This is a genomic window from Neobacillus sp. D3-1R, assembly GCF_052180215.1.
Classification (GTDB): Bacteria; Bacillota; Bacilli; order Bacillales; family Cytobacillaceae; genus Pseudoneobacillus.
Genome location: NZ_CP197471.1, coordinates 3,663,923 through 3,690,391 on the forward strand (window position 1 = coordinate 3,663,923; position 26,469 = coordinate 3,690,391).

Genomic DNA, 26,469 nt, shown 5'->3' on the forward strand with positions numbered 1-26,469 from the left:
AACATTTCCCGAGAAATATGTCAAATATTAGACAGCTTCTTTAAGAGATCTTTCCACCTTTAATTTTTTGAACACAATGTAAAAATAAACGGACCCAACTAAATACAAGGATGCTGTAATGGAAAACACCGTTGCATATCCCCAATACGTTCCATACTTAACTACGATACCGGTTGAGACTGGTCCCATCATCGCCCATCCTAGGTTGAAAACCATTTGGTTAACAGAATTCGCAAGTCCCTTCATGGAATTGTCAACCTTTGACATCATTAAGGACATTTGAATTGGATTCCCAGCATTCATTAATGCTTGCCTAAATAAAAATCCAATTGCAGCGAGCCATAGGTGTTCTGTATAAGCTGTTAACAATAAAAAAGGTAGTGATAATAATTGAAGTGTAACAACCGCTTTGACTTCTCCTATCTTTCTTACCACTAACGGTCCAATGATAATAGCAATAGCCGTTGCTGCCTGACCTAAAGAAATAATTAGTCCGATTGTGGTATTAGATGCTGAAAAACGGTCCGAAAAATATAAATTTAAATACGGAATGACTAATCCTGCACCAATACCGATCAATAACTGAGCAAATGCAAAAAGTAAAACAATCTTTATACTATCGCTATGTAATTTTACTTTTTCTTTAAATGGTTTCTCTTTTTCCTGTTTCTTTCTCTCTACTTCTTTGAATTTTAAAATAGGGGTCATTCCAATTAAAAATACGAGTGCACCAATGAGAAGTGTTGCACGGATACTCTCTACTTCTGTATAAAAAAGCGAGAAAAAGTCGGTAAATGCTCCACCTAGTAAATTTCCTATCACATTGGCCCCTGTCATGACGGCAAAATGAATACTAAAAAGATGTACCCTTTGTGCTGGTGTCGAATTTTCAGCTAGCCATGGAATTCCAGAAACCTGAACAAACGCCATTGTTAGTCCAGTTAAAAATGAAAACATGACTAATAAATGCTGAATTTCAATGATGCTTCGAAAAATTAAAAAAGCTCCCGTTAAAACGACACCAAATATCATGACATTTTTTCTTCCAAGTCGATCACTTAGTAAGCCTGCTGGTATTAAAATTAATGCAGTTGCTAATGAATTCATCGATATAATTTGACCATTCACATGCTCAGAAAACCCAAGTCCTCTAATGTAAAAATTATAAATAACCATAAAAATACCCATACCGATTTGAATAAACACACTGCTTAACAGAGCTAGCCTAATATTGCGATTGTAGCCACGAATTTGGGTCGCCCATTCTTTATAAAATGCCATATAATTTTCTCCCCTTATATTTCGCCACCCTAAATATCATAATCTGTTTTGGTTATCTTTGTAAATAACAAATGTGACAATCCTTAAAATATTCAAAAAAAGAATATACAAAAAAGATGCTTTTATGCATCTTTCAGAGTGTCGACAAAAGCTAGTGAGAGAGTTCGTGATTATTTGAAAAGAATGGATGGTCAAAAGCGCTGATTTCCGTTCCGGGTGCTTGCTTTCAAATCAGCTAATTGGTTACAAAAACATGTTAACTTGCAGGCTGCAAAGTCAGAATTGCAAATTTTTTAAGTTCATAGCAGCAAAAGTAGCATCACCTGCTTGGACTTTTTTTAGAACTAGTAAGCTAGTTTATCGCATACCATTATTCTCCTTCGCATCAGCGAATACACGTATCAACCGTCAACATTTCTAATTGTTCTCGTTCTGATTGATTTCTTGTCATCCTATTATACATCACTCTTAAATTTTATCCGGTTACTAGTTGATTGGAGTGGAGGGCGACGACTCCTGCGGGAATAGTGTGAAGCTTGAGACCCCACAAGGAGCATAGCGACTGAGGAGGCTCAAGTCACACCCCGCGGAAAGCGTTCGCCCGGAACGGAAATCAACGGGTTTTCTAGTATATAAATTAATTTTAATAGAAAAAAGACTGTAGACAAACTCGTATTTCTTCGAATTTGTCTACAGTCTGAAAGAATCTTTTTAAGCATCTTTTTTATTTCAACATATTTTGTAGTTTTTCATATAAATATGGAACCGAGTTAAATGCATAAATTTTTTCATTTATTTGCCCATTTATGACGACCATTAAACACGGTACACTTTCTATTGAAAGATTTTTTGCTATTTCGGGGACATAGTTAAGATTAGCTTGCAAAATGGGGATATTGGGCAGGAGGTTCTCTAATACTTTCATCATTTTTGATGCGGTTTGGCATGTTCCACATAGCGGTGTATACAAATAAATGATGCCAGTACTATTTAATTCTAAAAAATGGCTTATATCTTCCTGGCTCATTTCTTTCATTACAATCATCCTTTTTCTAGGTGCTCCGAATGCACATCAATATTAGCTGCCATTAAAACGGTTGCTAGATGATAGCTAGGTGTAGTTGCTACTTCACGATAGGAGCGATCAATATACAGATGGCCTGCCTCTGGAAACTCCCTTTTAAACTGTTTTCGAAGCTTTTCACCAGCTGCATCAGCATCCACTAATATATATACCTCTTTTTCCAACAAAGAGTCAATCAATTCATCCATTTTAGAGAGACTCATTGTACCATTTGTACAAATGATCTCAACAGGTTCCTTCACAATATTTTCAACCTTTTTTTTATCAGAGGTTCCCTCTACAATAATCACTTTGTCTAACATTATGATCACCTATAATTGTTAATATTGGTTACAATACTTTATTCAAGGTAAGACAAAAGGGTGTGGCCTTCTGATTTGCAATATCTTTTGATTTTACTCATTTCTTCTAAAAAATCTAGACAGGGTATGTAGATTATTACACCACAGACCCTGTAACTTGTTCAAGAATCAGTTAGCACCAACCACCCTCATCACAGTCGGTATATCGTGCTTCAGGTTGTGTAGTCGAGGTGTAATGCTGATAAATTCTTTGTTGTTGATCCATTTCGTAGTGATGATTTAATTCAAATTGGCTTCCTTCTGGTAAGGTCACTTTTCCTATGGGTTCATTTTCTACATAAAGCTCTATCTTCCCATTTTTTATTTTTCCAACTACTCGGTCAGTAATGTCCATTCTTTGTGGCTGTAAAGTCATCATTCTCACCCTTCTGATAGTATTTTATGATTAGAATGCCCATAATTTGTTAAGCAAGTATGGAAAAATAATGAAGATGGATATAAAAAAACACCTCAACAATGAGGTGCTCATTAAATATTAGTCTTCATTAATCATTGCTTCATATTTTTCAGCTGTCATTAGGTTTTCAACTTCGCTAGCATCTGATAGTTCAACAACGATCATCCATGCTTTTTCATATGGAGATTCATTCACAAATTCAGGGCTATCGCTTAATTCTTCATTAACAGCAACTACTTTACCGCTTACTGGTGCATAAAGCTCAGAAACAGTCTTAACTGATTCTACACTTCCGAATGGCTCATTTACTGTTACAGTATCTCCAACCTCTGGAAGCTCAACAAATACGATATCACCAAGCTCATGTTGAGCGAAATCTGTAATTCCAACTCGTACTTGTTCTCCTTCAACTTTTACCCATTCATGTTCTTCTGAATAACGTAATTCCTTTGGTATACTCATCCCTAATCCCTCCATGTAATATTTCATATATCATAATCAATCATGATATTCACATTCCATACTGGCACTTTAAAAAATTTCTTTTATTTACCAGTTATTTATAACCAATTGCTTGCAAATTCTTCTTCTTTGAAACCAATCGTAACTTTCTTGCCGTCTGTGACAATCGGACGCTTAATTAGCATACCGTCACTTGCCAAAAGTTCAAGCATTTCATCCTTAGTTGCTGTTTTAAGCTTTTCCTTTAATCCAAGCTCACGGTACTTTAGACCACTAACATTAAAGAATTTCTTAAGATCTAAACCACTTTTTTCATATAGATTCTTCAATTCCTCTTTTGAGGGTGGGGCTTCTACAATATGTATTTCCTTATAGGATAAGCCCTTTTCATCTAACCACTTTTTGGCATTTCGACATGTTCCGCATTTAGGATACCAGTAAAAGGTTAAACTCATATACTTTCACATCCATTCGACAACTTATCAATTGAATATTAGCATATTTAACTTCCTTTTCCAATATTGGGAACCCAATTGTCAGATGAAAGACATACATTGTTAAAAATTCTATCTTTATTTTAAAAATCCTTCTGTTCCTTAAAATTTTTAAAGCCCCCTAAAATAGGGGGCCCTTGAACTTAAGAGGCTATTAAAGAACGTATTTTTCTGCAGAAATTAATTTTTCGGAAGCTTCACGTTTTTTCACAATGACATTAATTGGCGTGTGGCGAGTAAACTTGCGTAATGCTGACATTAGCATTCTTAGCGTATCACCTTGCTCTGTCGCAACTAATGTTTCTTTTGCATGCTGTTCAATTTCATTAAATGCTTCCTGACAGAAAATTTGTGTGTAAAGAAGCTTCTGTTTATTTTTTTCTAAGCCAGATTTTTCAATTGCCTTTTCTGTGCGTAGAACAGCTGATTCCATTGCGTATGCATTGGAAATAATGTCAGCAATATTTACTAAAACCTCTTGTTCTTTTTCTAATGCTTTACCATATTTTTGTGCAGCCAAACCAGCGGCAAGAAGACCAATCTTCTTTGCATTTTTTGCAAGATACTTTTCTTGTGCTAATGGCTCATCACCTGGCTCTTCAGGCATTAACATCATCAATTCTTCTTGTAAAGCTTGCGCTTTTTGTAATAAAGGAAGTTCACCTTTTAAGGCTTTACGTAAAAATGTTCCCGGAACTAATAAGCGGTTAATCTCATTTGTCCCCTCAAAGATTCGGTTAATACGAGAATCACGGTATACTCTTTCGATTTCGTATTCAGCCATAAATCCATATCCACCATGGATTTGAACACCTTCATCCGCAATATAATCTAATGTTTCCGTAGCAAACACTTTATTTAATGAACATTCGATCGCATATTCAGCAATGGACTTTGCGACTTCTTTACCATTTTTTATTTCTTCATCTGTTAGCTTGCTCATACGCTCTTCAAAAAGACCGACTGTACGATATACAGAACTTTCCGCTGCGTATAGTTTAGAAGCCATTGTCGCTAATTTTTCTTTTGTTAAATTGAACTGCGAAATTGGTGTTTTAAATTGTTGACGTTGATTTGCATATTTTACGGTAATTTCAAATGCTGCTTTAGAACCGCCGACTGCTCCAACTCCAAGCTTATAACGTCCAATATTTAGAATATTAAAAGCGATAATATGCCCCTTACCAGCTTCACCTAATAGGTTTTCTACTGGAACTTGTGCATCTTCTAGGATTAATGTACGTGTAGAGGAGCTCTTAATACCCATTTTCTTCTCTTCTGCACCTGTAGAAACTCCAGGGTAATTTCGTTCCACAATAAATGCAGAGAAATGCTCACCATCGATTTTTGCATAAACGACGAATACATCTGCAAATCCAGCATTCGTAATCCATTGCTTTTCACCATTTAATACATAGTGAGTTCCTTCAGCATTTAATTTAGCAGTAGTACGAGCCCCAAGAGCATCTGAACCAGATCCTGGTTCAGTTAAAGCGTATGCAGCAAGCTTCTCACCAGTAGCTAAATCAGGTAAGTACTTTTGCTTTTGTTCCTCATTTCCAAATAATACGATAGGTAAAGAACCGATACCTACATGGGCGCCATGAGAGATGGAGAAACCACCTGCACGAGACATTTTTTCAGCAATTAATGCTGAACTCACCTTATCTAGGCCAAGACCGCCGTATTCCTCAGGAACATCTACTCCCAAAAGTCCTAATTCTCCCGCTTGCTTTAATAGCTTCACAGAACGATCGAATTCATGATTTTCTAAATGCTCTACTTGAGGTAATACTTCGTTTGCTACATAATCTTCTGTTGTTTTAGCAATCATTAATTGTTCATCATTGAAATCTTCTGGTGTGAAAATACGATCTTTTGAAATATCATCGATTAAAAAGCTTCCGCCTTTAATTAATTGATCTGTTTGGTTTGTCATTTAAATATCCTCCCTTTTTTTTAGGCTCTTTTCGCATAAATTGTTGTTTTACTTCATCATTTAGCCCGTTGATTTCCGCTCCAGGCACTTGCTTTCCGCGGGGAGGGATGGGAGCCTCCTCGGCGCAAGCGCCTGTGGGGTCTCCCACTTCCCTCTATTTCCCGCAGGAGTCAAGTGCCTTCCGCTCCAATCAACTCAGTAGTCAAAATAAAAAATAATTTAAAAGCAACAAACTTTACGAAAACAATCTATTTTTTAAAGTAGTTCAAATACTCCGGCTGCGCCCATTCCGCCGCCGATGCACATGCTTACGAGGCCGAATTGTTCATTTCTGCGTTTCATTTCATGCAAGAGTGTTAATGTTAACTTTGCACCTGTACAGCCTAGTGGATGGCCTAAAGCAATTCCGCCGCCATTTACGTTTACCTTTTCTTCATCGATTCCTAGCTCACGAATAACTTGAATAGCTTGAGAAGCAAAGGCTTCATTTAATTCAATCAACCCAATATCGGATAGTTCTAAGCCGGCAATTTTTAAGGCCCTTGGAATGGCTACAACTGGACCAATTCCCATTACTTCTGGCGGTACTCCTCCTACTGCAAAAGAGCGGAATTTAGCCAGTGGTTTTAAACCTAGTGATTCTGCTTTTTCCCTATCCATAACCATCACAGCTGCTGCACCATCACTTGTTTGTGATGCATTACCAGCCGTTACCGAACCAGTTATTGAAAATACAGGTCTCAGTTTTCCTAATGATGCAAGGTTTGTTTCGGGTCTTACACCTTCATCCTGTGAAAATAGGATCTTTTTTTCTACTAATTTATGATTTTGATCAACATAACGCTGGATAACCTCAACAGGTACAATTTCATCCACAAATTTACCTTTTTGAATCGCTTTTGCAGCCTTTTGATGACTTCTAACGGCAAAAGCATCTTGATCCTCACGAGAAACGCCATATTTTCTAGCAACTTCTTCTGCTGTATGCCCCATTCCCATGTAGTATTCTGGTACATTTTCAACAATTTTTACATTTAAACGTGGCGTATGCCCAACCATTGGAACTAAGCTCATTGATTCCGCTCCACCGGCAATAATGGTGTCAGAATGACCCAACATGATTCTTTCTGCACCGTAAGCGATCGATTGTAAGCCAGATGAACAATAACGATTAATCGTTATGGCTGGTACTGATGAAGGCAAGCCAGCCAATGCCCCTATGTTTCGAGCCATATTTAAACCCTGTTCTGCTTCTGGCATCGCACAACCAATGATTAAATCATCAATGTTCCCCTCATAATTTCCCGCTCTTTTGAGTGTTTCTTGAACAACTAATGCACCTAAATCGTCAGGTCTAACATTTGCTAATGTTCCCTTTTTTGCTTTACCGACTGGTGTTCGGGCCCCAGCAACGATGACTGCTTCTCTCACAAGAATCCTCTCCTTCCCTTATTACAGCTACGAATCTATCAAACATTTATATTTAATTGCGTAATGGTTTCCCCTTAACGAGCATGTGCTGCATTCTTGCCTGTGATTTCGGTTCCGCTACTAGGCTTAAGAATGCTTCTCTTTCAAGGTCAAGTAAATATTGTTCATCCACTTCTGTACCAAATGGTACCTTTCCTCCAGCAATGACAAAAGCAAGCTTCTTAGCAATTTTCAAATCATGCTCAGAAATATAACCAGATAAGAACATGGCATGTGCACCTGAAAGTAAGGTAGCATAGCCTGTTTCACCAACAACTGGTACCTTTTTACGAACTGGCGCTTTATAGCCTTTTTCGTAAAGTGATAGCACGGCTTGTTTTGCATCATATAGAAGGTGGTCGCCGTTTACACTAATTCCATCCTTGCTATTTAGGAAGTTATTTTCAAATGCTTCATCCGCAGATGTAGAAACTTTTGCCATCGCAATGGTTTCGAACACCTTATTAGCTACCTTTTGCAGGTCAAAGTCGACACCTTTTGGAGCATTGTTTAAATGTTTAATGTAAAGCTCTTTGTTTCCTCCGCCACCAGGGATTAAGCCTACACCGACTTCTACTAGACCCATATAGGTTTCAGAAGAAGCTTGAATTTGTGCAGCTGGAAGACATACTTCTGATCCGCCCCCCAGTGTCATACCGAACGGTGCTGCAACCACTGGTTTTTTACTATATTTAATTTTCATCATGGCATTTTGGAATTGACGAACAACCATATCAATTTCGTAATAGTTATCATCCTGTGCTTCCATTAAGATCATGGCAAGGTTTGCCCCAACACAGAAGTTTTTACCTTGATTTCCAATCACAAGGCCCTTATAATTTTTTTCTACTTCGTCCACTGCAAAGTTAATCATTTGAATGATATCAAATCCAATGGCGTTATTTGGAGAAGTAAACTCCAATAAGGCTACCCCGTCGCCAAGATCAATCAAGCTTGCTCCGCTATTCTTTTTAATTACTTCTTTTTGTTTCTTTACGGTTTTAAGATTTATTACTTTAGGATTTTGCGAAACTTGTTTATATTCGCCATTTGAATAGTAATAAAGCTGTCCATTCTCTTCTTTATAAAAAGATTCATGGCCGTTATCGAGCATTTCTTTTATCCATGTTGGAACTTGTAGGTTGCCCTCTTCCATTTTGGATACCGATTTTTTCAAACCAATCGCATCCCAAGTTTCAAAAGGGCCTAATTCCCAACCGAATCCCCATTTCATTGCATTATCAACGGCAACGATGTCATCTGCAATGGTTCCAAGTAGATGCGCAGAGTAGATTAATACCGGACTAAAGATATTCCATAATAATTGTCCTGCACGGTCATCCGAATATACAAGCGCTTTCAATTTATTCGCTAAGCCTTTTTCTTGCTTGCTTAATTCCGTTGCTGCTGTTTTCAGCTTTTTTCTTGGACCATATTCTAATGTATTAGGGTCTAATTCAAGTATGTCTTTTCCTTGCTTTAAGAAGAATCCTTGACCTGACTTACTTCCAAGCCAACCTTTTTCAAGCATTTGCTTCATAAATGCCGGAACTTCAAAAACTTCTTTTTCGGCTCCTTCCACTTGGTCATAGACGTTCTTTGCCACATGAGCAAAAGTATCAAGCCCTACGACATCTAAAGTACGGAAGGTCGCACTTTTTGGACGACCAATGAGAGGACCTGTAACAGAGTCCACTTCACCGACACTGTAACCGCCCTTTAACATTTCTTGAACAGTCACTAGCAGGCCGTAAGTTCCGATACGATTGGCAATAAAGTTTGGTGTATCCTTTGCTTCTACTACACCTTTACCTAATACGTCTTCGCCAAATTCCTTAATAAAAGCAAGAACTTCTGGTGATGTTTGTTTTGTTGGAATAACCTCTAGTAATTTTAAATAACTAGGTGGGTTGAAAAAGTGTGTTCCTAAGAAATGCTTTTGAAAATCTTCTGAACGGCCCTCAACCATCGCTTCCACACTTATACCAGAAGTATTAGAGCTTACAATGCTTCCTAATTTGCGGAATTGATCTACTTTATCAAAGATTTGTTTTTTTACAGCTAAATTTTCTACAACCACTTCAATTATCCAGTCTACTTCTGCAAGTCGCTGCATATCATCTTCTAAGTTCCCCGCTTCAATTAAAGCCAAATTACTTTTTGATGTTAACGGTGCTGGCTTCTGTTTAAGAAGTTTTTGAATTGCAGTAGAACTAATTCTATTCCGTACCTGCTTGTTTTCTAATGTTAATCCTTTTGCTATTTCTGCCTCTGTTAACTCACGAGGTACGATATCTAATAATAAAGTAGGGATTCCAATGTTCGCTAAATGGGCAGCAATCCCTGAACCCATGACACCAGAGCCTAAAACAGCAGCCTTTTTTATACTTTGGATCAACTTTATTTCCCCCTTTTATGCTTTTTGAATGAATACTCATTCATTTTATTGTTAAAAAAAATATTCGCCCTTGAATGAGTGTTACTATCTTAACTATAAAATATTTCGAAAATTTCTGCAATGCTAAACTGCTAATTTTATGAAAAGTTTTAAGACAAAAATCTTTATAAATGGACATGATAAAACATGAGGTGATATTTGATGGCAAAGCAGAAAAAAGATCCTTCTAAAGCTGGTGTAAGTGCGGCAAGTGTCCAAGGTGATGCTGGTCCAAACCAAGAGCGTGAAGGAAAGAAGAAAGTAAATAGCCAAAACAATCAGTATAAAAAATAATGAAAAGTATTGTGAAAGCACCTGGTCCGGACAACTTCATGTCCGGGCTTTTTATATTACTTCCCTTATCAGGATATAATGTAGGGAAAAATCTATGATGCCATCCAATAATTTGCTTTCTATTAGATTATGAAATTATGTTATAATTATCCCGAAAAAATATTAGCATTAAGGGGTAAATCGAAATGTTAAAAGACCTATTTATGAGCCTATCCCAAAATCAATTTTTAAATAGTACCGCAAAAAAGTACGGTTTAAAAATGGGCGCACAAAGTGTCGTAGCGGGAACAAATTTAGATGAAGCAATTAAAAGCATCAAAGAACTGAATGCTCAAGGTATCTCCTGTACGGTCGATAATTTAGGAGAATTCGTCTTTAAAAAGGAAGAAGCGACCGATGCTAAGGAACAAATTATTGAAGTGATTGAGGCTATCCATGCTCATAAAGTCGATGCACATATCTCTTTAAAACCTTCACAATTAGGATTGGATATCGATTACTCATTTTGTTTGGACAATCTAAGGGAAATCGTTGAACGCGCTAACCAATACGATATTTTTATCAATATTGATATGGAAGATCATAAACGTTTACAGCCGTCCTTCGATATTTTGGACGAGCTTTCCAAAGAATATGATAATGTTGGAACGGTTATACAAGCTTATTTCTATCAGTCAGAAGAAAACATCCAAAAATATAAAAATTATCGCCTTCGAATCGTTAAAGGTGCATACAAAGAGCCAGAACAGTATGCGTACCAAAATAAAGCAGAAATCGATGCCAATTACATTAAATTAATCGAATGGCATTTATTAAATGGAAAATTCACTTCTATTGCTACACATGACCACCTTGTCATTAACCATGTAAAAGCATTTGTGAAAAAGAATAATATCCCTAATGATAAATTTGAGTTCCAAATGCTTTACGGTTTTAGAAAAGAACTTCAATTAAAATTAGCAAAAGAAGGCTATCAATTCTGTACGTATGTTCCATTTGGCCATGATTGGTACGGTTATTTTATGAGACGTCTCGCTGAAAGACCACAAAATTTAAATCTAGTAGCGAAACAAGTTTTTAATACAAAAACCAACACCGTAATTGGTTTAGCTGCCGGAGCCTTTCTATTAGGAAGATTAACGAAAAAGAAATAACAAATACCCAACTCCCTCCAAATGAGGGAGTTTTTTTAGAATATAAAAAAGACAGCTCAGGATTTTATCCTAATCTGTCTTTTTTTCTATCATTCTATTTAAACATTCCTTTTAAAACAAACCAAACGTTTGCAGGACGTTCTGCTAAACGACGCATGAAATAACCGTACCAGTCGTTTCCATAAGGTACGTAAACACGGAAGGTATAGCCTTCTTTTACTAGTTCAAGATGTCTGTCGCTTCGAATTCCGTAAAGCATTTGGAACTCAAATTGGCTTTTAGGAATATTGTGTTCTTCAGCTAATTTCTTTGTGTATTCGATTATAGCTTCGTCATGTGAAGCAATGGCTGTGTAATTACCATTTAACAAATGAATTTTAATGATTTTCTTATAGTTTTCATCTACGTCTTTCTTTTCAGGGAAAGCCACTTCAGGTGATTCTTTGTAAGCCCCTTTTACTAAACGGAGATTTGGAGAGTATGCATTTAATTCTTGAATATCGTCGGCAACGCTATATAAATAGGCTTGTAGTACTGTACCCACGTTATCATATTCTGACTTTAGCTTTTTGAAGATTTCTAGCGTTTTATGATAACGACTATAGTCTTCCATATCTATGGTAACAAAAATATTATATTTTTTAGCTGTATCTAAAATTCTTCTCATGTTGCGCATAATCACTTCATCAGAAATATCCATACCCATTGAAGTCATTTTAAGGGATAGCTGAGAATTTAATTTTTCACGGCCAATAGCTTCCAGTGTAGCAATCGAATGCTCCGTTTTTTCATTTGCTTCTTGTTCCGTTTCAACAAATTCCCCTAAATAATCAATTGTTACAACTAATCCTTGTTTATTCAATTCTCTAATTACTCGAACTGCATCATCTGTCAATTCTCCAGCAACGAAACGTTGTGCCCCAAAACGAAGACCCCATTTTTTAGCAGCTTTCGTCAAGGTCTTATTTTGTGACAAAAATAGAAAGAAATCTTTCATTAATTGTTCCATTCCCGCTTCCCCCTTGAAAACGATTTCAAAAAACTATTCCTTCAATAATAAATGATTATATATGCCGTACCCATTTTATCATTTTTATACATTTTTGAATATGTTTTCTAAAATAATTTTTTGTGAAATGTTTTCAACAATATCAAGATTTTGGAATAGTTATTTATTCACTGAGGAAACCTATTTTCGTAAACTTCCATTCTTAGATAAAAAAAACAAAATGGTTTTTTGCTTTTACTAAAAACTATTCCAAAGGAGGAATTTGAGAATGCAGCAACAAAATATGAACATGCAAAATCAACAGGGTTTAATGCAGACCCCCCCTGCAGTTATTACTGGTAAGGATTCCAACTATATCGTTGATATGCTATCGTGGAATCTATTAGCAACGAAGAAGGCGCATTTTTTTGCCGCACAATGTCAGGATCCAGAAATTAAAGCGCTTATTGACCAATGTGGACAAATGCACCAACGCCATTATCAACAAATCCTAAATCACATGAATAGTCATCTACAAAACCAAACCTTGGGAATGCAATAGGAGGTAAGAAAGATGAATCAAAACCAACAAAAAGTTCAAAACCCAGAAACACCTATACAAAAAACACCACAAATGAACGACCGTGATTTTATTAACGATATTTTACAAACGGAAAAGTATTTTACAGATGCTTATAGTGTTGCGATGAATGAAGCTAGCCATGATGGGCTTTACCAAGATATATTGGCTATCTGTACAGAAACACAAAATATGCAGCGTGATCTTTATAACATGATGTTCAAAAAAGGCTGGTACAAATTAGAAGCTGCGGAGCAACAAAAGCTTCAGCAATCCTATCAGCAATTCCAAGGCTATACAAACCAATTCCCGTATGGAAACGGTCAATCACTGCAATAGTTCATTATTGGCAAAAAATAAGGGTTTGGCACATAATGGCCAAACCCTTTTATTTACGATTTGCTGCACGATGCTTTTCATTCAATTCCTTGATTTCTTCCATGACTTTTTTCATTTCATCTTTTGCCTCAGGATATAGCTCATTCCAGTGCTTAGCTAAGGCTGGCATAGACTTAGCAACATGGGAATACAAGGCCCACATGGTAACCTTTTCTTTGATTTCATCACTTGATTCACCCACAAGCAATTCACTATATTTACTCATCAATGCTTCGAATTGTTGAACAAAAGCTTTGTTCATTTTGACACCTACCCTCTTCACTTAGTTGATAGCATGGACATATGCTGCATCTTTTGTTACTACCTTCTAATTTATAGGAAAAGCAACACGTTTTCCGTATCCGAATATACTTTTCTGTCTGCTGATGGTAGATTTTTTTAGAATCATATTTAGATAGTGGATTATGATTGTAGGCACCAAACAGATGACCTGGTGCTTCAAAAAACAAATAGTTAAAATCTTCACGTACGATTTCTTTCCGTTCTGCGTTGCTCTCAAGAACGTTTTCATATAACCAAAAGAGATAGACGGCTATATTTTCCCAAAGAATTAATTTTGAAATTTTGGCTGTCTTTGAAATTTTTTCTATCAATAAGAAAATATGATGAGCAAAAACGTCTTTTACATATTGCTCTCGCCACTTCTTTCGATCACCTTGCATCGGATGAAAAGACAAATCCTTAAAATAAAACTTTGGCAGCCAATTTCCGTCCTCATAATGAGATACAAGTGTAATATTGCTCGTTTTTACATTTAACGCACGGTCCGAATGTGACATGGTAAAAAAAGACATAGCTGCAAAAAAGGCATATCTTTTTATGATCATAGAGGCTGCTACTTTCTCATTAGGAGCACATATTCCATTCTTTACCTTTTGAAGATAGCTATTCATATCACCCTTTAATAAGGTATCTATTTCAATAGTAAGTGGTTCGCTATTTAAGTCTTCACTTAAACGAAACCATAAAAGTGTGGTGATATCTTTTTTATCATTGGTATCAATATTAACCATTGGCTACAACCGCCTTTTGTAATACACATCTTCCCTTACCATAAGGAATACAAAGAGGGGTACCAAACAAAGGATCCACCGTTACTTGGCAATCCATACCAAATACTTCTTTTACTAGATGACAATTAATGACGTATTCTGGTTTTCCTTGAGCAAAAATCTTTTTATCCTTGATAGCCACAATATTGTGTGCGTAGCGGCATGCTAAATTTAAATCGTGAAGAACCATAACAATCGTTCTTTTTTCTGTTTCATTTAATTCAAAAAGCAGATCTAAAATTTCAATTTGGTGGGTCATGTCTAAATAAGTAGTAGGTTCATCCAAGAGGATAATGTCGGTATCTTGTGCTAGTGTCATCGCAATCCATGCTCGTTGGCGTTGTCCACCCGATAAAGAGTCTACCGTTCTTTCCTGTAAGTCCTCCAAACCTGTTGCCCTTAGTGCATTCTTAACCTTTTGCTCATCCTCTTCGCTCCATTGCTTTAGCCAAGATTGATAAGGGTATCTGCCTTGTTTGACAAGCTGTAACACAGTAAGGCCTTCTGGTGCTGAAGGAGATTGTGGAAGAATCGCCATTTTTTTGGCGATTTCTTTCGTTGACTGCTTAGCAATCTCTTTCCCCTCTAATACAATAGAACCAGAAACTGGCTTTAATAATCTTGCTATGGAGCGAAGTAATGTGGATTTTCCGCAACCGTTCCCACCAATAAAAACCGTAATCTCGCCTTTGGGTATTTTTAAATCAAGCTCATCTATTATTAATGTATCCCCGTATGATAAAGTTAGGCTTTTCGTCTCAATTGCTTGCATCACACCATTCACTCCTTTTGCTTTTCTTATCTGGTTGTTTAATTTTTATGGTTATTAAGAATTACGCGTTTTATATAGTAAGTAAATAAAGTATGGGGCTCCGATACTTGCTGTAAATACTCCCGCGGGAACTTCCAATGGTGAAAACATTGTTCTGCCAATTAGGTCCGCTACCATAACCAGGATCCCTCCAATTAGTGCAGCTACAGGGAGTAATGCTCCAAAAGTTGATCCTACTAATCGTCTGGCCATATGGGGGGCCATTAATCCAACAAATCCAATTCCCCCAGCAAAAGCGACAGCGGTACCAATTAAAGCAGTAGCTAACATTAATAACCAAAATCTATGTTTTTGGACGTGACTTCCGACCCCTGTAGCTATTTCATCACCGAGTTCTTGTACATTTACATTTCTAGCCAGCATCATAATAATCGCAAAAAGAATTAACGTACAAGGCACTATGATGGCTACATTACTCCAGTTTGAACCATAGACCGTTCCAGTAAGCCAAATATTCGCCTGGCTTGCACGATAAATAGGTCCCATAATCATCATTAAAGTGGTTAACGCCTGCATCAAGGCAGATATTCCAATACCAATCAATACCAGGCGAATGGGTGAAACACCATTTTTCCAAGCTAAAAAATAGACTAAGAAAGCAATAACGGCTGCTCCGATGAATGCAAAGACAGGCATCCAACTTATACTAACAGTTAATGAATTATTTTCATCACTAAATATGGCTAAAAATCCAACAACGGCTACAGCTGCACCACCCGTGATTCCTAGTATGTCTGGTGAAGCTAAAGGATTTCGAATCATGCCTTGCAATATTCCTCCAGCAACGGCAAGTGAAATCCCCACCATTAAAGCAACGATGATTCGCGGGAGTCGGAAGGATTGAATAACAAGCCGTTCCATGTCATCCCCACCACCAAAAAAAACCTTTAATACATGAAAAGGACTTATTTTCATATCTCCCATCCCTGTACTTATGACAAAAACAGAGAAGGCTATGATCAATAATACTATAGAAGTAATAAGTGCTTTTTTATCAATTAAAAAGGAAATTTTCCCTTTAAGTAGTCTTAAACCTTTATATTGATTCATCGACCATTGAACCCCCTTCTTGCTATGTAAATGAAAAACGGGGTACCAATGATGGCGGTCATTACACCAACAGGAACTTCTTCTGGCATAATTAAATATCTAGCAGTAATATCGGCTGCTAGTAGCAGCATCGCACCAAGTAATCCTGAAAAGGGAATGACCCAGCGGTGATCAATACCAACGATTGACCTTGTAATATGAGGAATAACGATCCCAATAAATCCTATTGGCCCAGATATCGCAACCGCTCCACCTGCAAGCAATACTACAATAAATCCGATCCCTAATTTAACAAGCCCTGTTTTTAGTCCTAATCCTTTTGCAACATCTTCGCCCATAGCTAAGACATTCATTTTGGAAGCTAAAAGTAAGGAGCCAATCCAACCGATTCCTAAATAAGGTAAAACCGCTATAAGTCCTTCTAACTTTCTCCCCTGTACAGACCCGGCTAACCAAAATAAAACTTGTTCTAAAGCCGCTTCATCTAATACAAGTAACCCTTGTGTAAAGGAAGAAAACATGGCGGCCATTGCTGCTCCAGCAAGAGTAAGCTTCATCGGTGTTAATCCTTCTCGACCAAGCGAACCAATTGAATAAACCCCCACAGCCGCAATTGTGGCACCTAAAAAAGCTAGCCATGTAAATGCTTGAAGATTGGCAACAGAAAAAATACTAACTGCCACCACTACTGCAAACCCAGCCCCGGCATTAATACCAAAGATTCCTGGATCAGCTAAAGGATTTTTAGTCAACGTTTGCATTAATGCTCCTGCAATGGCAATACTTGCACCTACAGATGCTGCAATAAGAGCACGCGGAAGTCGAATAGATTGTATAACAATATGTTCATTTGATGCATCATAATCTCTAAAGGCTTCAAAAGCCGTTTTCCAAGAAGTATCTGTATAACCATAGACAATACTGATGCACATGATAAATAGTAACAAAAGAATGCTGGCCATAAGTCCAAACCACTTGGCCCTTGTGTTTTTAAGCAACATGGTATAACCCTTCTATTCTTAATAGATATCCATATATTTTACAATATCAGTCTAGTGGAATTGAGAATAAGTGTCAATGAGTTTGAAAATCATTTTCATTTGTGAATTATTTTTTGTTCACACTTCTGTCATTGATTATGAAAATCATTTTCAATTAGTTATTGACAATCCCTCTCCCTCCCCATTATGATAAAGTGGTCATTGAAAATGATTATCATTAACAAGTACATAGGAGGAAAAAATAAATATGAAATCATTTAAATCCCTTGTAAGCTTACTTACCATTATGTTAGTTCTGCTCCTCGCTGCTTGCGGTGGAACTGGAAAAGAAACAACAGATGAGAAAAAAGGAACAGAAACAAAAGATGAAGCAGTGAACTATACTGTTGAACACGCTATGGGAACTGAAACATTGACTAAAAATCCAGAGCGAATTGTCATTCTTACAAATGAAGGAACAGAAGCATTATTAGCAATGGGAATCACACCAGTTGGAGCTGTTCAGTCATGGACTGGAAACCCTTGGTATGAGCATATTGCAGACCAAATGAAAGATGTACAGGTTGTTGGTACAGAGAGCCAGGTAAATGTAGAAGCTATTGCAGCATTAAAGCCGGATTTAATTATCGGTAATAAAATGCGCCAGGAAGAAATTTATGATCAACTAAAAGCGATTGCTCCAACTATTTTTGCAGAAACATTACGCGGTGACTGGCAAGAGAATTTTAAACTTTACGCAAAAGCAGTAAATCAAGAAGAAAAAGGTCAAGAAGTATTAGATAACTATTCGAATCATATTGCAGACTTAAAAGAAAAATTAGGTGATAAAACGAGCATGGAAGTATCTATGGTTCGTTTCATGGCTGGTGATGTTCGTATTTACCATAAGGATACGTTCTCCGGAGTTATCTTAGAACAACTTGGTTTTGCTCGTCCTGAAAGTCAAAATGTCGATGACTTTGCTGAAAAAGGTGTAACAAAAGAGCGTATTCCAGCAATGGACGGAGATGTCCTCTTCTATTTCACTTATGAAGAAGGCGACGGAAAAGCATCAGGTGTCGAAAAGGAATGGATTGAAGATCCTTTATTCCAAAACTTAGAAGTAGCAAAAGCAGGAAATATTCATAAAGTTTCTGATACAATCTGGAACACTGCCGGCGGTGTTCTAGCTGCTAATTTAATGTTAGATGATTTAGAAAAAATCTTAGTGAAATAAATATATAGTGAGAGCCTACTCAAATGAGTAGGCTCTTTTTTTATACATTAAATATCATGATTCATAAACTTTCCTTTTTAGGTAAACAATATGTTTAATCCTTTAAGGAATGGTGACAGGAATGAAGAATTGGTTTTTCCAAAAAAGCAAACCTAAGGTTGATATGGATAAAAAGGATTGGGAAAAGTATGCGATTCGTTCGAATGATTTTCAAAAGATCTTTTATTTTAATCAAAAAACGAATGTGCGTTTTTCCCTCTCTTTTATGTCAACCCTTACCGATGAAACGATCATCCAGGAAAGCCTTCTACCTTATTTATTAGAAAAGGATTTTCGTGAATTAGAGGATATAAAACTCATTGTGCCTATAGCCGACGTTCAAATAAGTGACGATGCCTCACAAATTGAACAGAAAATATTTAATGGCTATGTCCTGCTTAATATTGACACTGAAGAAAAAAGGTTTGCCTTTGTCGCTACACAGAAAGAAGTTGTCCGCTCGGTTACACAACCAGAAGTAGAGTTCAGCGTTATTGGACCAAAAGAAGCATTCGTCGAATCTCTTGGGCAAAATTTAAATATGATTCGTAAAAGGCTTCCAGTTAAAGAGCTGATTATTGAAGAAGTTACTGTAGGAAAGCTTTCCAAAACAAGAGTTGCAATTATGCACATTGAAGGCGTTGCCAATCAGGATAATTTACAAACCGTCATTCAACGGATTAAAGAGATTGAGATTGATGCTATTACAGATAGTTCTTATATTGTGCAAATGATATCAGATAATCATAACTCACCTTTTCCATTGCTTTTGGATACGGAAAGACCTGACCGTGTAGCCGCGATTTTAGCTGAAGGTAAAATTTCCGTTTTAGTGGATGGGTCTCCCCATGCTTTGATTGCGCCAACAACGCTTGTCGAGTTCTTTGGTTCTTTTGAGGATTATTTTTTAAACTGGATGCTATCTTCTTTCTTCCGTTTGATTCGTTTATTTGCGGTAGCATTCTCCATTTTAATTACACCGATATATGTTGCAACATTAAGCTATCATTATGAACTTATTCCGAAAGATCTGCTGGCAACATTGATTACATCCAGGAGAGAAATCCCGCTACCCCCTATATTAGAAGCGTTATTTTTAGAGTTAACCATCGAATTACTAAGAGAGGCTGGGGCTCGACTACCTACAAAGGTAGGTCAAACAATCGGTATCGTGGGCGGGATTGTTATTGGGACTGCCTCTGTTGAAGCAGGCTTAACTAGTAATGTCCTACTCATTATCGTGGCCTTGTCAGCTCTTGCGTCCTTTACCACACCCGTTTATAAAATGGGTAATACGATTCGTTTATTGAGGTTTCCATTCTTAGTTTTTGCTGAGTTATGGGGACTATTAGGAATCGTTTATTGTTTTTGCCTCCTAATGACCCATTTATTAAAATTGACTTCATTGGGAAGGCCATTTTTAGAACCGCTCTATCCACCAAGACTTACGGATTTTAAGGATGCCTTGATTCGATTACCATTTAATTTTAATTCAAAACGTCCCGAATATTTAAGAACAGAGCAACCTGTTAAATTTAGTAAAGCCAAAGCGAACGAAAAGAAAGACATCGACGAATAATGTTTCTGGGAGGGAACTCTGATGTCAGTATCCATTCCTGAAAAAGCCAAAATATCACCTTTCCTTGTTTTCTATTTAATCAGCTCCATGCAGATTGGAATCGGGGTTCTAGGTTTTCAAAGAATTATTGCCAAGTCTGTTGGCTATGATGGATGGATTTCTGTCATTGTCGCCGGACTTGCTATCCATGTAAGTATCTTTATGATGTATAAGATCGTAGAGACTGTTGATGGGGATTTTATAAGTGTCCATACTTATTTACTTGGAGAGAAGCTTGGGAGATTGCTGAGTTTCTTCTTTCAATTTTATTTTATCCTTTTGGCGATTGCCGTATTGAGAACTTATATAGAAGTGGTTCAAGTATGGATGTTTCCAGAATTCAGTACCTTTTGGTATTCATTGGCCTACCTTGGTTTGGTTATCTATATTATTCTTGGTGGATTTCGAACCGTTGCTGGAATCGCATTTTTCGGAACAGTTTTACCGAGCTACTTAATCCTTACATTCGGCTACACCATTCCCTATGATGATTATCATAACTTGTTTCCAGTTTTTAATCATAAATTTAGTGAATTTTTGCAGGCTTCACGAGATATGTCACTAACATATTTAGGATATGAAACCTTTTTGATTTACTATCCATATCTAAAAAATCCGAAAAAATCAAAGAAGTTTGCTCATTTAGCGATTATCTCCACTACGTTACTTTATACTGTTTTAACTATTGTAACATTCTCTTATTTTTCCGATAAACAGTTAGAAAAGACCGTCTGGGCGACCTTAACTATGTGGAAAATTGTAGAGCTCCCCTTTGTAGAACGCTTTGAATACTTAGGGATTGCAAACTGGAGTTTAATCATTTTACCAAATATTTGTATCTCAATTTGGTGTGCAAGTCGGATATTAAAGCGAACGGTCAAGCTTCAGCAAAAAAAAGGTGTTATCCTTATTTGCCTTATTTGTCTTGTAGGTGTAAGTCTATTTGATAATCGTGATCAAATTAATACCCTGAATGATATGACGGGTAAAATCGGCTTTTACTTCCATTATATTTACATTCCAATACTTTTTTTTGCTGTTTTAATTGCAAAGAAGGTGAAAAAGAAATGAAAAATAGAATGATTGTTACAGTCTCCTGTCTCTTTTTCCTTTCAGGCTGTGTGGAAAAAGAAATATTAGATGATATTGGAATTGAAATGGCTCGTGCTTATGACTGGGTTGATGAAGATACTATAGAAGGTACAAGCTTAGTATATAATGTTCAGCCTGATAAATCCGTTGAAAATACTACCTTTTCAGCAGAAGCAACAACAAGCCGCGATTTATTTAATAAATTGCAAAGACAGTCGCCTGATCCTTTGGCTGAAGGTAGTATTGAAGCATTCTTATTTAGTAAAGAACTAGCCTTGAATGGAATATCTGATTATCTTGATGCCCCTCAAAGGAATGCCAGCATCGGAGAGCGTTTATACTTTGCAACCGTTAATGGTAAGGCTAAAGAATTATTAAAAGGCAACTTCGGAAGACGAGGGAATGCGATCTATATATCTACTCTACTCGAACATAACATGGAACATGAAGAAATCCCCAAAACAAATATGCAGCTTTTTTTTCATGATTACTATCAACTTGGAAAAACACCTTTCCTTCCTGAATTAAAGAAAATAAATGATAAAGTGATGGAGGTCAGTGGTCTTAGCCTGTTTAAAGGAAAAGAAATGAGAATCGTCGATACCATTGAAGTGGATAAAATGTTTTTCTTTAAACTATTAACCGACAAATTTAGTGAAGGCGCACACAAAATTAAAATGGGGAATGATGAGGGTGTATTAAGAAGCATCAAATCTAAAAATAAGATGAAAATAGCTAGTCAAAACCCTTTTGTCATTAATATTCAAATAAAAATAACTGGGGTATTAAAAGAATATACTGGACAAAGATTAACTCCAATGGAAATAAAAGAAATGGAAAAGATATTGTCCGAAAAAGTAACAAAAGAATGTGAAGGACTGGTAAAAAGGTTTCAAGAAAAAAAGATTGACCCTGTTGGCTTTGGATTCTTTATTAAAACAAAGAAAAGGGGCTTTGATCTTAACAATTGGGAAGATAGCGAACGTTATCAATCACTTAAAGTACATGTAAAAGCCTATGTAGATATCGTTGAATCTGGGGTTATTGAATAAAATCTAGAGCTGGACAATTTTCGAAGTCCCAAAAAGTTTTCTTATCCTATAGAAAAAGCGAGGGAGATTGTTTCCCTCGCTTCTTTTTATTCAGTAGTTGAAAACATATATTTTTTATAATGGTAACGAATGGAAAAGATAAGGCTTAGTGCTAGCATATTTCCCATTAATGAGCTACCGCCATAACTGATAAAAGGGAGCGGAATACCCGTAATCGGGAGGATCCCAATCGTCATCCCAATATTTTGGAAAACGTGGAAGGTTACCATACTGATTACACCGACACAAACATAGGTATAAAAGTCGTTTTTCGTTTCCATTCCTATCTTGGTGATTTGGTAAATTAATAAGAAAAATAAACTAATTAAGATACTAGAACCGATAAATCCAAATTCTTCCCCCACCACACTGAAAATAAAGTCTGTATGACTTTCTGGGAGATACACTTCCCTTTGTCCATATCCTTTACCCGTAGTTTCTCCTGAACCAATAGCAAGTAAAGATCTTGTTAATTGGAATCCTGTTGTACTTTGATAGTTGTAAGGGTCAATCCAAGAGTATATACGGCCAAATTGATACTCTTTTACACCTAAATACTTTTCTAGTACCTCTGGCTTCCAAAGTACAAAGTAAAAAATAGTCGTAATGATAACGGAGCCAACACTAAAAATAGGAACGAGAATTTTCCATGATACCCCAGAGATAAATAACATCCCTAAAAGGATGGCAATAAAAACAAGCGATGTACCTAAATCTGGTTGCTGCATAACAAGGAGCAATGGAAACATCGTAATCAGACCTAATTTCGCCATTAACCATAAATCCGTTTGGACGGTTTTCACCCGATACTTTTGATGATGCTCCACGATCGCCCTTGCTAATGCCAGGATAATAAAAACTTTAACAAATTCAGAAGGCTGAAGTGATCCTAGTCCTGGCACCTTAAACCAACTTTTCGCCCCATTGATTACTGGGGCGATACTTTCTGGTGCAATAAGAAGGAATCCTAGTAAAAAGAGTCCAAATCCATAGGCATACCAGGAAAGTTTCTTGAGTTGGTCCGAGTCTAAAGTAATAACGGCTGCAATGATACCAGAGCCTACCAAATACCAAACCAATTGTTTGATAAGGAAATTTTCTTTATATTGCCCTGTTTTTTGAGCACTATATATGGAAATGCAGCTTGCAAGAAATAGTAAGAATAATATTAATACAAGATTATAATCAAGTTTAGTTGTAGATGCTTTATTTGTTGTCATCCTAATTCTCCTTTTAAAACAAAAGCCTCAAAACTTAATTATATTTTTATTTATCCTAAACTACAACTCAAAGAGTAAAAATGGATACTTTTTCATAAAAAAAAACGCTCTCTTATATCCTTTGCCATCCAAGATAAGTTATTCGGAACTTGCGGAATACTATAGCCAATATAGATAGGTGTTGTCACGAAACGCGGGACGATTTTCACCAAAATCTCCCCATCAATATGATAGAAAAATAAATTATAGCTCGAACATTGAAAAGGAAAATGATGCATTAGATACGTTACAGCTTTTTTTATGTAACTTGAAAATGTTTTTATTTGCTCCTTCTCTGTCATTCGGACATTTAACTCGTAAAAGCCAATTTTCGGATGGGTAGAGAGAGAAAATTCTACTCCATCCTGTTGGTCAATCAAAATCCCATGAAACCATTCTTTATTCATTTTCTCTTTATAGTCGATATCATTCAAGCCAATGATTTGCATATGCGGATGGGCAATCGTTCCTCCTGATAATGGGCCATGATTTTTAAAAAACATGACTGATTTATACCGGCCACTCTCTTCCATCTCCATCCAGAGCTTTACCCCAAAGGCAATCAGTTTCTCTACAAATTCATCCTCATATAATGAGATTTCACCTTGGCAATCATCTGTTTCAATTAATACGGTCTGAAAGGTATTTTCTAGAACAGGAAATTTATTTTTTAATAGGATCATTGGCCCTTCTGTCGCAATGATATCGGTTAATTCTTCCCTTGCACAAAACGGGCATGCCTGCTGTTTATTTCGAATGCTGTTTGGTTTTTCACGCCCGATGTTCGTATTAAAATGAAGGTGGCTATTTCCCATTCGCTGTCTCCCCTATTCTTATGTCATTTCTTCTATTTTAGAAAAAAAGTACTAAATTGAGAAATATTTTGTTTATTTCCTATCTTTCTTTTTAAATATTTTTGGCGGATAAAGGAAATGATCATCATTTTGTCGAATAAACCTTAATGAAACTAAACAAAACTTAACGAAACTTAACGATTTCTATATAAAAGGAGGTGGAGTAAACGTGGAAGAGAAAGTATATACCCCAGATGAAGTGGCACAAATTTTCCAAATTTCCAAACACACCGTTTATGAATTAATTAAACGCGGGGAACTGATAGCCTTTAAGATTGGCAATAAAATGCGAATTGAACAGCAGGAACTTGATCGCTTTAAAGAGCAACAGAAAGCCCCTGTCACGAAACAATCTTCCATTCAGAATGAAGCGGAAGGTCCATCTAATCCCCTAAGACTTGCTGGAAGTCATGATTTACTAGTTGAGCAGCTTATTAAAATGGTTACACAAGAATCTAACTCGGTCCGTATTCAACCTACCTATATAGGAAGTTTAGAAGGATTAATGATGCTTTATCGGGGCCAGTGTGATATTGCCGCTATACACCTATTAGACCCCTCTTCACAGGAATATAATTTACCTTTTATTCATCAGCTTTTTGTTCATGAAGACATCTCATTAATCAGACTAGCTTCCAGGGAACAAGGCTTTATTGTAGGAAAAGGCAATCCTAAAAAGATCAATACTTTCCATGATTTAACCAGAAAAGATATCCGGTTTGTCAATCGTCAAAAGGGTTCAGGAACTAGATTTTTATTTGATTCCTTTCTTGCTAAATTCGAAATTGCCCCCCAAGAGGTCATAGGCTATGAAAAAGAAGAATGGAATCATCTTTCAACTGCTTCCTATATCAGTAAAGGGACGGCAGATGTCACATTTGGAATTCAATCAGCAGCAGATCAGCTAGGACTTGATTTTATCCCCATCGCCAAGGAACAATTTGATTTAGTATTCAAATGGACGAAAGGTAACCGAAATGCTTTGCAGCAATTACTCGACATTCTCCAAGACCAAAACCTGCAGCAAGAGTTAAAACATCATGTTGGCTATTGTTTAAAGCAATTAGGGGAAATCATCTATCATTCTAATCTTAAGGAGACCTAATTTTATGAAACGTTTTTATCCAGCTCTTGCTATTATATTAACTCTATTTATTTTTACAGGATGTGGCCAGACTGAAACTACTGGTTCTAAATCTCAAGCAAACGAGAAACAATCTGATACAGAAAAAACAGAGGTTGTGAATAAGGACTTAATTTTGGCGACAACTACTAGCACACAGGATAGTGGTCTACTAGATGTATTGGTTCCTATGTTTGAAGAAGAAAGTGGATATAAAGTAAAAACGATTGCCGTTGGAACTGGACAAGCATTAGAAATGGGTGTAAAAGGGGAAGCAGATGTATTACTCGTTCATGCCCCAGCAGCGGAACAAGAAATAGTGTATAGCGGTGATGCTATTAACCGTAAACGTGTGATGTACAACGATTTTGTTATTGTTGGACCAAACTCAGATCCGGCGGGAATTAAAGGGCTTGAAGTAAAGGAAGCATTCCAAAAAATAGCCGATAATAAAGGAACATTTATTTCTCGTGGGGATGATTCTGGAACGCATAAAAAGGAATTATCCATTTGGAAAGGAATCAATCTCGATCCAAGTACGTTGGAAAATCGGATTGAGACTGGACAAGGTATGGGTGCTACTCTAAATGTAGCGGTGGAAAAACTAGGATATGTATTAACAGATCGTGCTACTTATTTAGCACAACAAAAGAATCTTAAAGGCATGAGCATCCTTGTTGAAGGGGATGAGGATTTATTAAATATTTATCATGTGATGCAGGTAAATCCTGAAAAGCATGATAAAGTGAATGCAGATGGAGCTAATGCATTTGTTGAATTTATGGTGAAAGATTCTACTCAGCAAGTCATTGAGGATTTTGGTAAGGAAGAATATGGACAATCTTTATTTTTTAAATATACAGAATAGAAATGTGCAAGTTTAATAGTTTTAAAAGGTAGT

At 36.6% G+C, this 26,469-nt stretch carries 27 protein-coding genes; 10 read left to right on the top strand and 17 right to left on the bottom strand.

The genetic code is table 11. The annotated features are described in order from the left end of the window. Positions 1-27 precede the first annotated feature (27 nt). From ACSBPO_RS18850 to ACSBPO_RS18890, 9 genes are all read right to left on the bottom strand, one after another. Positions 28-1,281 (bottom strand): MFS transporter, encoded by a 1,254-nt coding sequence (locus tag ACSBPO_RS18850; protein WP_442596007.1) that lies wholly within the window; start codon positions 1,279-1,281, stop codon positions 28-30. A gap of 724 nt (positions 1,282-2,005) precedes the next feature. Beyond that, a complete protein-coding gene (locus ACSBPO_RS18855; RefSeq protein WP_442596009.1) occupies positions 2,006-2,317 on the bottom strand; it encodes a thioredoxin family protein in 312 nt (103 codons plus the stop codon). A 5-nt stretch (positions 2,318-2,322) separates the two neighbouring features. Beyond that, positions 2,323-2,673 (bottom strand): toprim domain-containing protein, encoded by a 351-nt coding sequence (locus ACSBPO_RS18860; RefSeq protein WP_442600408.1) that lies wholly within the window; start codon positions 2,671-2,673, stop codon positions 2,323-2,325. Positions 2,674-2,839: 166 nt separating this feature from the next. Further along, positions 2,840-3,085: a YusG family protein gene (locus ACSBPO_RS18865; protein ID WP_442596011.1), complete on the bottom strand. Its 246-nt coding sequence runs from the start codon at positions 3,083-3,085 to the stop codon at positions 2,840-2,842. A gap of 117 nt (positions 3,086-3,202) precedes the next feature. Next, the gene (gene gcvH / locus ACSBPO_RS18870) at positions 3,203-3,586 is read right to left on the bottom strand and encodes a glycine cleavage system protein GcvH (RefSeq protein WP_442596013.1); all 384 of its coding nucleotides are present in this window, start codon (positions 3,584-3,586) and stop codon (positions 3,203-3,205) included. A gap of 98 nt (positions 3,587-3,684) precedes the next feature. Beyond that, complete coding sequence (locus tag ACSBPO_RS18875) at positions 3,685-4,041, bottom strand: arsenate reductase family protein (RefSeq protein WP_442596015.1); 357 nt, start codon at positions 4,039-4,041, stop codon at positions 3,685-3,687. 193 nt (positions 4,042-4,234) lie between these two features. After that, on the bottom strand, positions 4,235-6,019 hold the full coding sequence (locus ACSBPO_RS18880) for an acyl-CoA dehydrogenase family protein (protein WP_442596017.1): 1,785 nt from the start codon (positions 6,017-6,019) through the stop codon (positions 4,235-4,237). Positions 6,020-6,274: 255 nt separating this feature from the next. After that, complete coding sequence (locus tag ACSBPO_RS18885; RefSeq protein WP_442596019.1) at positions 6,275-7,450, bottom strand: acetyl-CoA C-acetyltransferase; 1,176 nt, start codon at positions 7,448-7,450, stop codon at positions 6,275-6,277. Between the two features lie 52 nt (positions 7,451-7,502). Beyond that, positions 7,503-9,884, bottom strand: a complete 2,382-nt coding sequence (locus ACSBPO_RS18890) for a 3-hydroxyacyl-CoA dehydrogenase NAD-binding domain-containing protein (protein WP_442600409.1) — start codon at positions 9,882-9,884, stop codon at positions 7,503-7,505. 204 nt (positions 9,885-10,088) lie between these two features. On the opposite strand from ACSBPO_RS18890, the gene ACSBPO_RS18895 reads away from it, so the two are divergent. Together ACSBPO_RS18895 and ACSBPO_RS18900 are read left to right on the top strand one after the other, a co-directional pair. After that, a complete protein-coding gene (locus ACSBPO_RS18895) occupies positions 10,089-10,220 on the top strand; it encodes a YuzL family protein (RefSeq protein WP_442596021.1) in 132 nt (43 codons plus the stop codon). A gap of 185 nt (positions 10,221-10,405) precedes the next feature. Next, the gene (locus tag ACSBPO_RS18900; RefSeq protein ID WP_442596023.1) at positions 10,406-11,374 is read left to right on the top strand and encodes a proline dehydrogenase family protein; all 969 of its coding nucleotides are present in this window, start codon (positions 10,406-10,408) and stop codon (positions 11,372-11,374) included. A 94-nt stretch (positions 11,375-11,468) separates the two neighbouring features. Here the strand turns inward: ACSBPO_RS18900 and ACSBPO_RS18905 are convergent, their stop codons facing one another. After that, positions 11,469-12,383: a proline dehydrogenase family protein gene (locus ACSBPO_RS18905; RefSeq protein ID WP_442596025.1), complete on the bottom strand. Its 915-nt coding sequence runs from the start codon at positions 12,381-12,383 to the stop codon at positions 11,469-11,471. Between the two features lie 268 nt (positions 12,384-12,651). Between ACSBPO_RS18905 and ACSBPO_RS18910 the strand changes: the two genes are divergently transcribed. Together ACSBPO_RS18910 and ACSBPO_RS18915 are read left to right on the top strand one after the other, a co-directional pair. Next, positions 12,652-12,924: a hypothetical protein gene (locus ACSBPO_RS18910; protein WP_442596027.1), complete on the top strand. Its 273-nt coding sequence runs from the start codon at positions 12,652-12,654 to the stop codon at positions 12,922-12,924. Between the two features lie 12 nt (positions 12,925-12,936). After that, positions 12,937-13,281 (top strand): spore coat protein, encoded by a 345-nt coding sequence (locus ACSBPO_RS18915; protein WP_442596029.1) that lies wholly within the window; start codon positions 12,937-12,939, stop codon positions 13,279-13,281. A 49-nt stretch (positions 13,282-13,330) separates the two neighbouring features. On the opposite strand, the gene ACSBPO_RS18920 is transcribed toward ACSBPO_RS18915, so the two are convergent. The 5 genes from ACSBPO_RS18920 to ACSBPO_RS18940 are packed head-to-tail and all read right to left on the bottom strand — an operon-like array spanning position 13,331 to position 17,276. Then, complete coding sequence (locus tag ACSBPO_RS18920; protein WP_442596031.1) at positions 13,331-13,582, bottom strand: YusU family protein; 252 nt, start codon at positions 13,580-13,582, stop codon at positions 13,331-13,333. Continuing rightward, positions 13,539-14,354: an IucA/IucC family C-terminal-domain containing protein gene (locus tag ACSBPO_RS18925; protein ID WP_442596033.1), complete on the bottom strand. Its 816-nt coding sequence runs from the start codon at positions 14,352-14,354 to the stop codon at positions 13,539-13,541. Before ACSBPO_RS18925 ends, ACSBPO_RS18920 begins: the two co-directional genes overlap by 44 nt. Continuing rightward, complete coding sequence (locus tag ACSBPO_RS18930; protein WP_442600410.1) at positions 14,347-15,165, bottom strand: ABC transporter ATP-binding protein; 819 nt, start codon at positions 15,163-15,165, stop codon at positions 14,347-14,349. Before ACSBPO_RS18930 ends, ACSBPO_RS18925 begins: the two co-directional genes overlap by 8 nt. Positions 15,166-15,219: 54 nt before the next feature. Continuing rightward, positions 15,220-16,275 (bottom strand): FecCD family ABC transporter permease, encoded by a 1,056-nt coding sequence (locus ACSBPO_RS18935; RefSeq protein WP_442596034.1) that lies wholly within the window; start codon positions 16,273-16,275, stop codon positions 15,220-15,222. Further along, positions 16,272-17,276, bottom strand: coding sequence for a FecCD family ABC transporter permease (locus ACSBPO_RS18940; RefSeq protein ID WP_442596036.1), 1,005 nt, complete (start codon positions 17,274-17,276; stop codon positions 16,272-16,274). Before ACSBPO_RS18940 ends, ACSBPO_RS18935 begins: the two co-directional genes overlap by 4 nt. 247 nt (positions 17,277-17,523) lie before the next feature. On the opposite strand from ACSBPO_RS18940, the gene ACSBPO_RS18945 reads away from it, so the two are divergent. The 4 genes from ACSBPO_RS18945 (at position 17,524) to ACSBPO_RS18960 (ending at position 22,293) form a co-directional block, all read left to right on the top strand. Then, positions 17,524-18,492 (top strand): ABC transporter substrate-binding protein, encoded by a 969-nt coding sequence (locus ACSBPO_RS18945; protein WP_442596038.1) that lies wholly within the window; start codon positions 17,524-17,526, stop codon positions 18,490-18,492. A 121-nt stretch (positions 18,493-18,613) separates the two neighbouring features. After that, positions 18,614-20,110 carry a spore germination protein gene (locus ACSBPO_RS18950; protein ID WP_442596040.1) on the top strand — a complete coding sequence of 499 codons (1,497 nt, stop codon included), beginning with the start codon at positions 18,614-18,616 and terminating at the stop codon, positions 20,108-20,110. A gap of 21 nt (positions 20,111-20,131) precedes the next feature. Next, positions 20,132-21,220 carry a GerAB/ArcD/ProY family transporter gene (locus ACSBPO_RS18955; protein ID WP_442596042.1) on the top strand — a complete coding sequence of 363 codons (1,089 nt, stop codon included), beginning with the start codon at positions 20,132-20,134 and terminating at the stop codon, positions 21,218-21,220. Beyond that, positions 21,217-22,293: a Ger(x)C family spore germination protein gene (locus ACSBPO_RS18960; RefSeq protein ID WP_442596044.1), complete on the top strand. Its 1,077-nt coding sequence runs from the start codon at positions 21,217-21,219 to the stop codon at positions 22,291-22,293. The genes ACSBPO_RS18955 and ACSBPO_RS18960 overlap by 4 nt, the downstream gene beginning before the upstream one ends. Before the next feature lie 86 nt (positions 22,294-22,379). On the opposite strand, the gene rodA is transcribed toward ACSBPO_RS18960, so the two are convergent. Next, complete coding sequence (rodA, locus tag ACSBPO_RS18965) at positions 22,380-23,552, bottom strand: rod shape-determining protein RodA (RefSeq protein ID WP_442596046.1); 1,173 nt, start codon at positions 23,550-23,552, stop codon at positions 22,380-22,382. A gap of 92 nt (positions 23,553-23,644) precedes the next feature. Beyond that, positions 23,645-24,406, bottom strand: a complete 762-nt coding sequence (locus ACSBPO_RS18970) for a DUF4931 domain-containing protein (RefSeq protein WP_442596048.1) — start codon at positions 24,404-24,406, stop codon at positions 23,645-23,647. A gap of 208 nt (positions 24,407-24,614) precedes the next feature. Between ACSBPO_RS18970 and ACSBPO_RS18975 the strand changes: the two genes are divergently transcribed. Next, the gene (locus tag ACSBPO_RS18975; protein WP_442596049.1) at positions 24,615-25,550 is read left to right on the top strand and encodes a substrate-binding domain-containing protein; all 936 of its coding nucleotides are present in this window, start codon (positions 24,615-24,617) and stop codon (positions 25,548-25,550) included. 4 nt (positions 25,551-25,554) lie between these two features. Further along, the gene (locus ACSBPO_RS18980) at positions 25,555-26,436 is read left to right on the top strand and encodes a substrate-binding domain-containing protein (protein WP_442596051.1); all 882 of its coding nucleotides are present in this window, start codon (positions 25,555-25,557) and stop codon (positions 26,434-26,436) included. Positions 26,437-26,469: the final 33 nt, after the last annotated feature.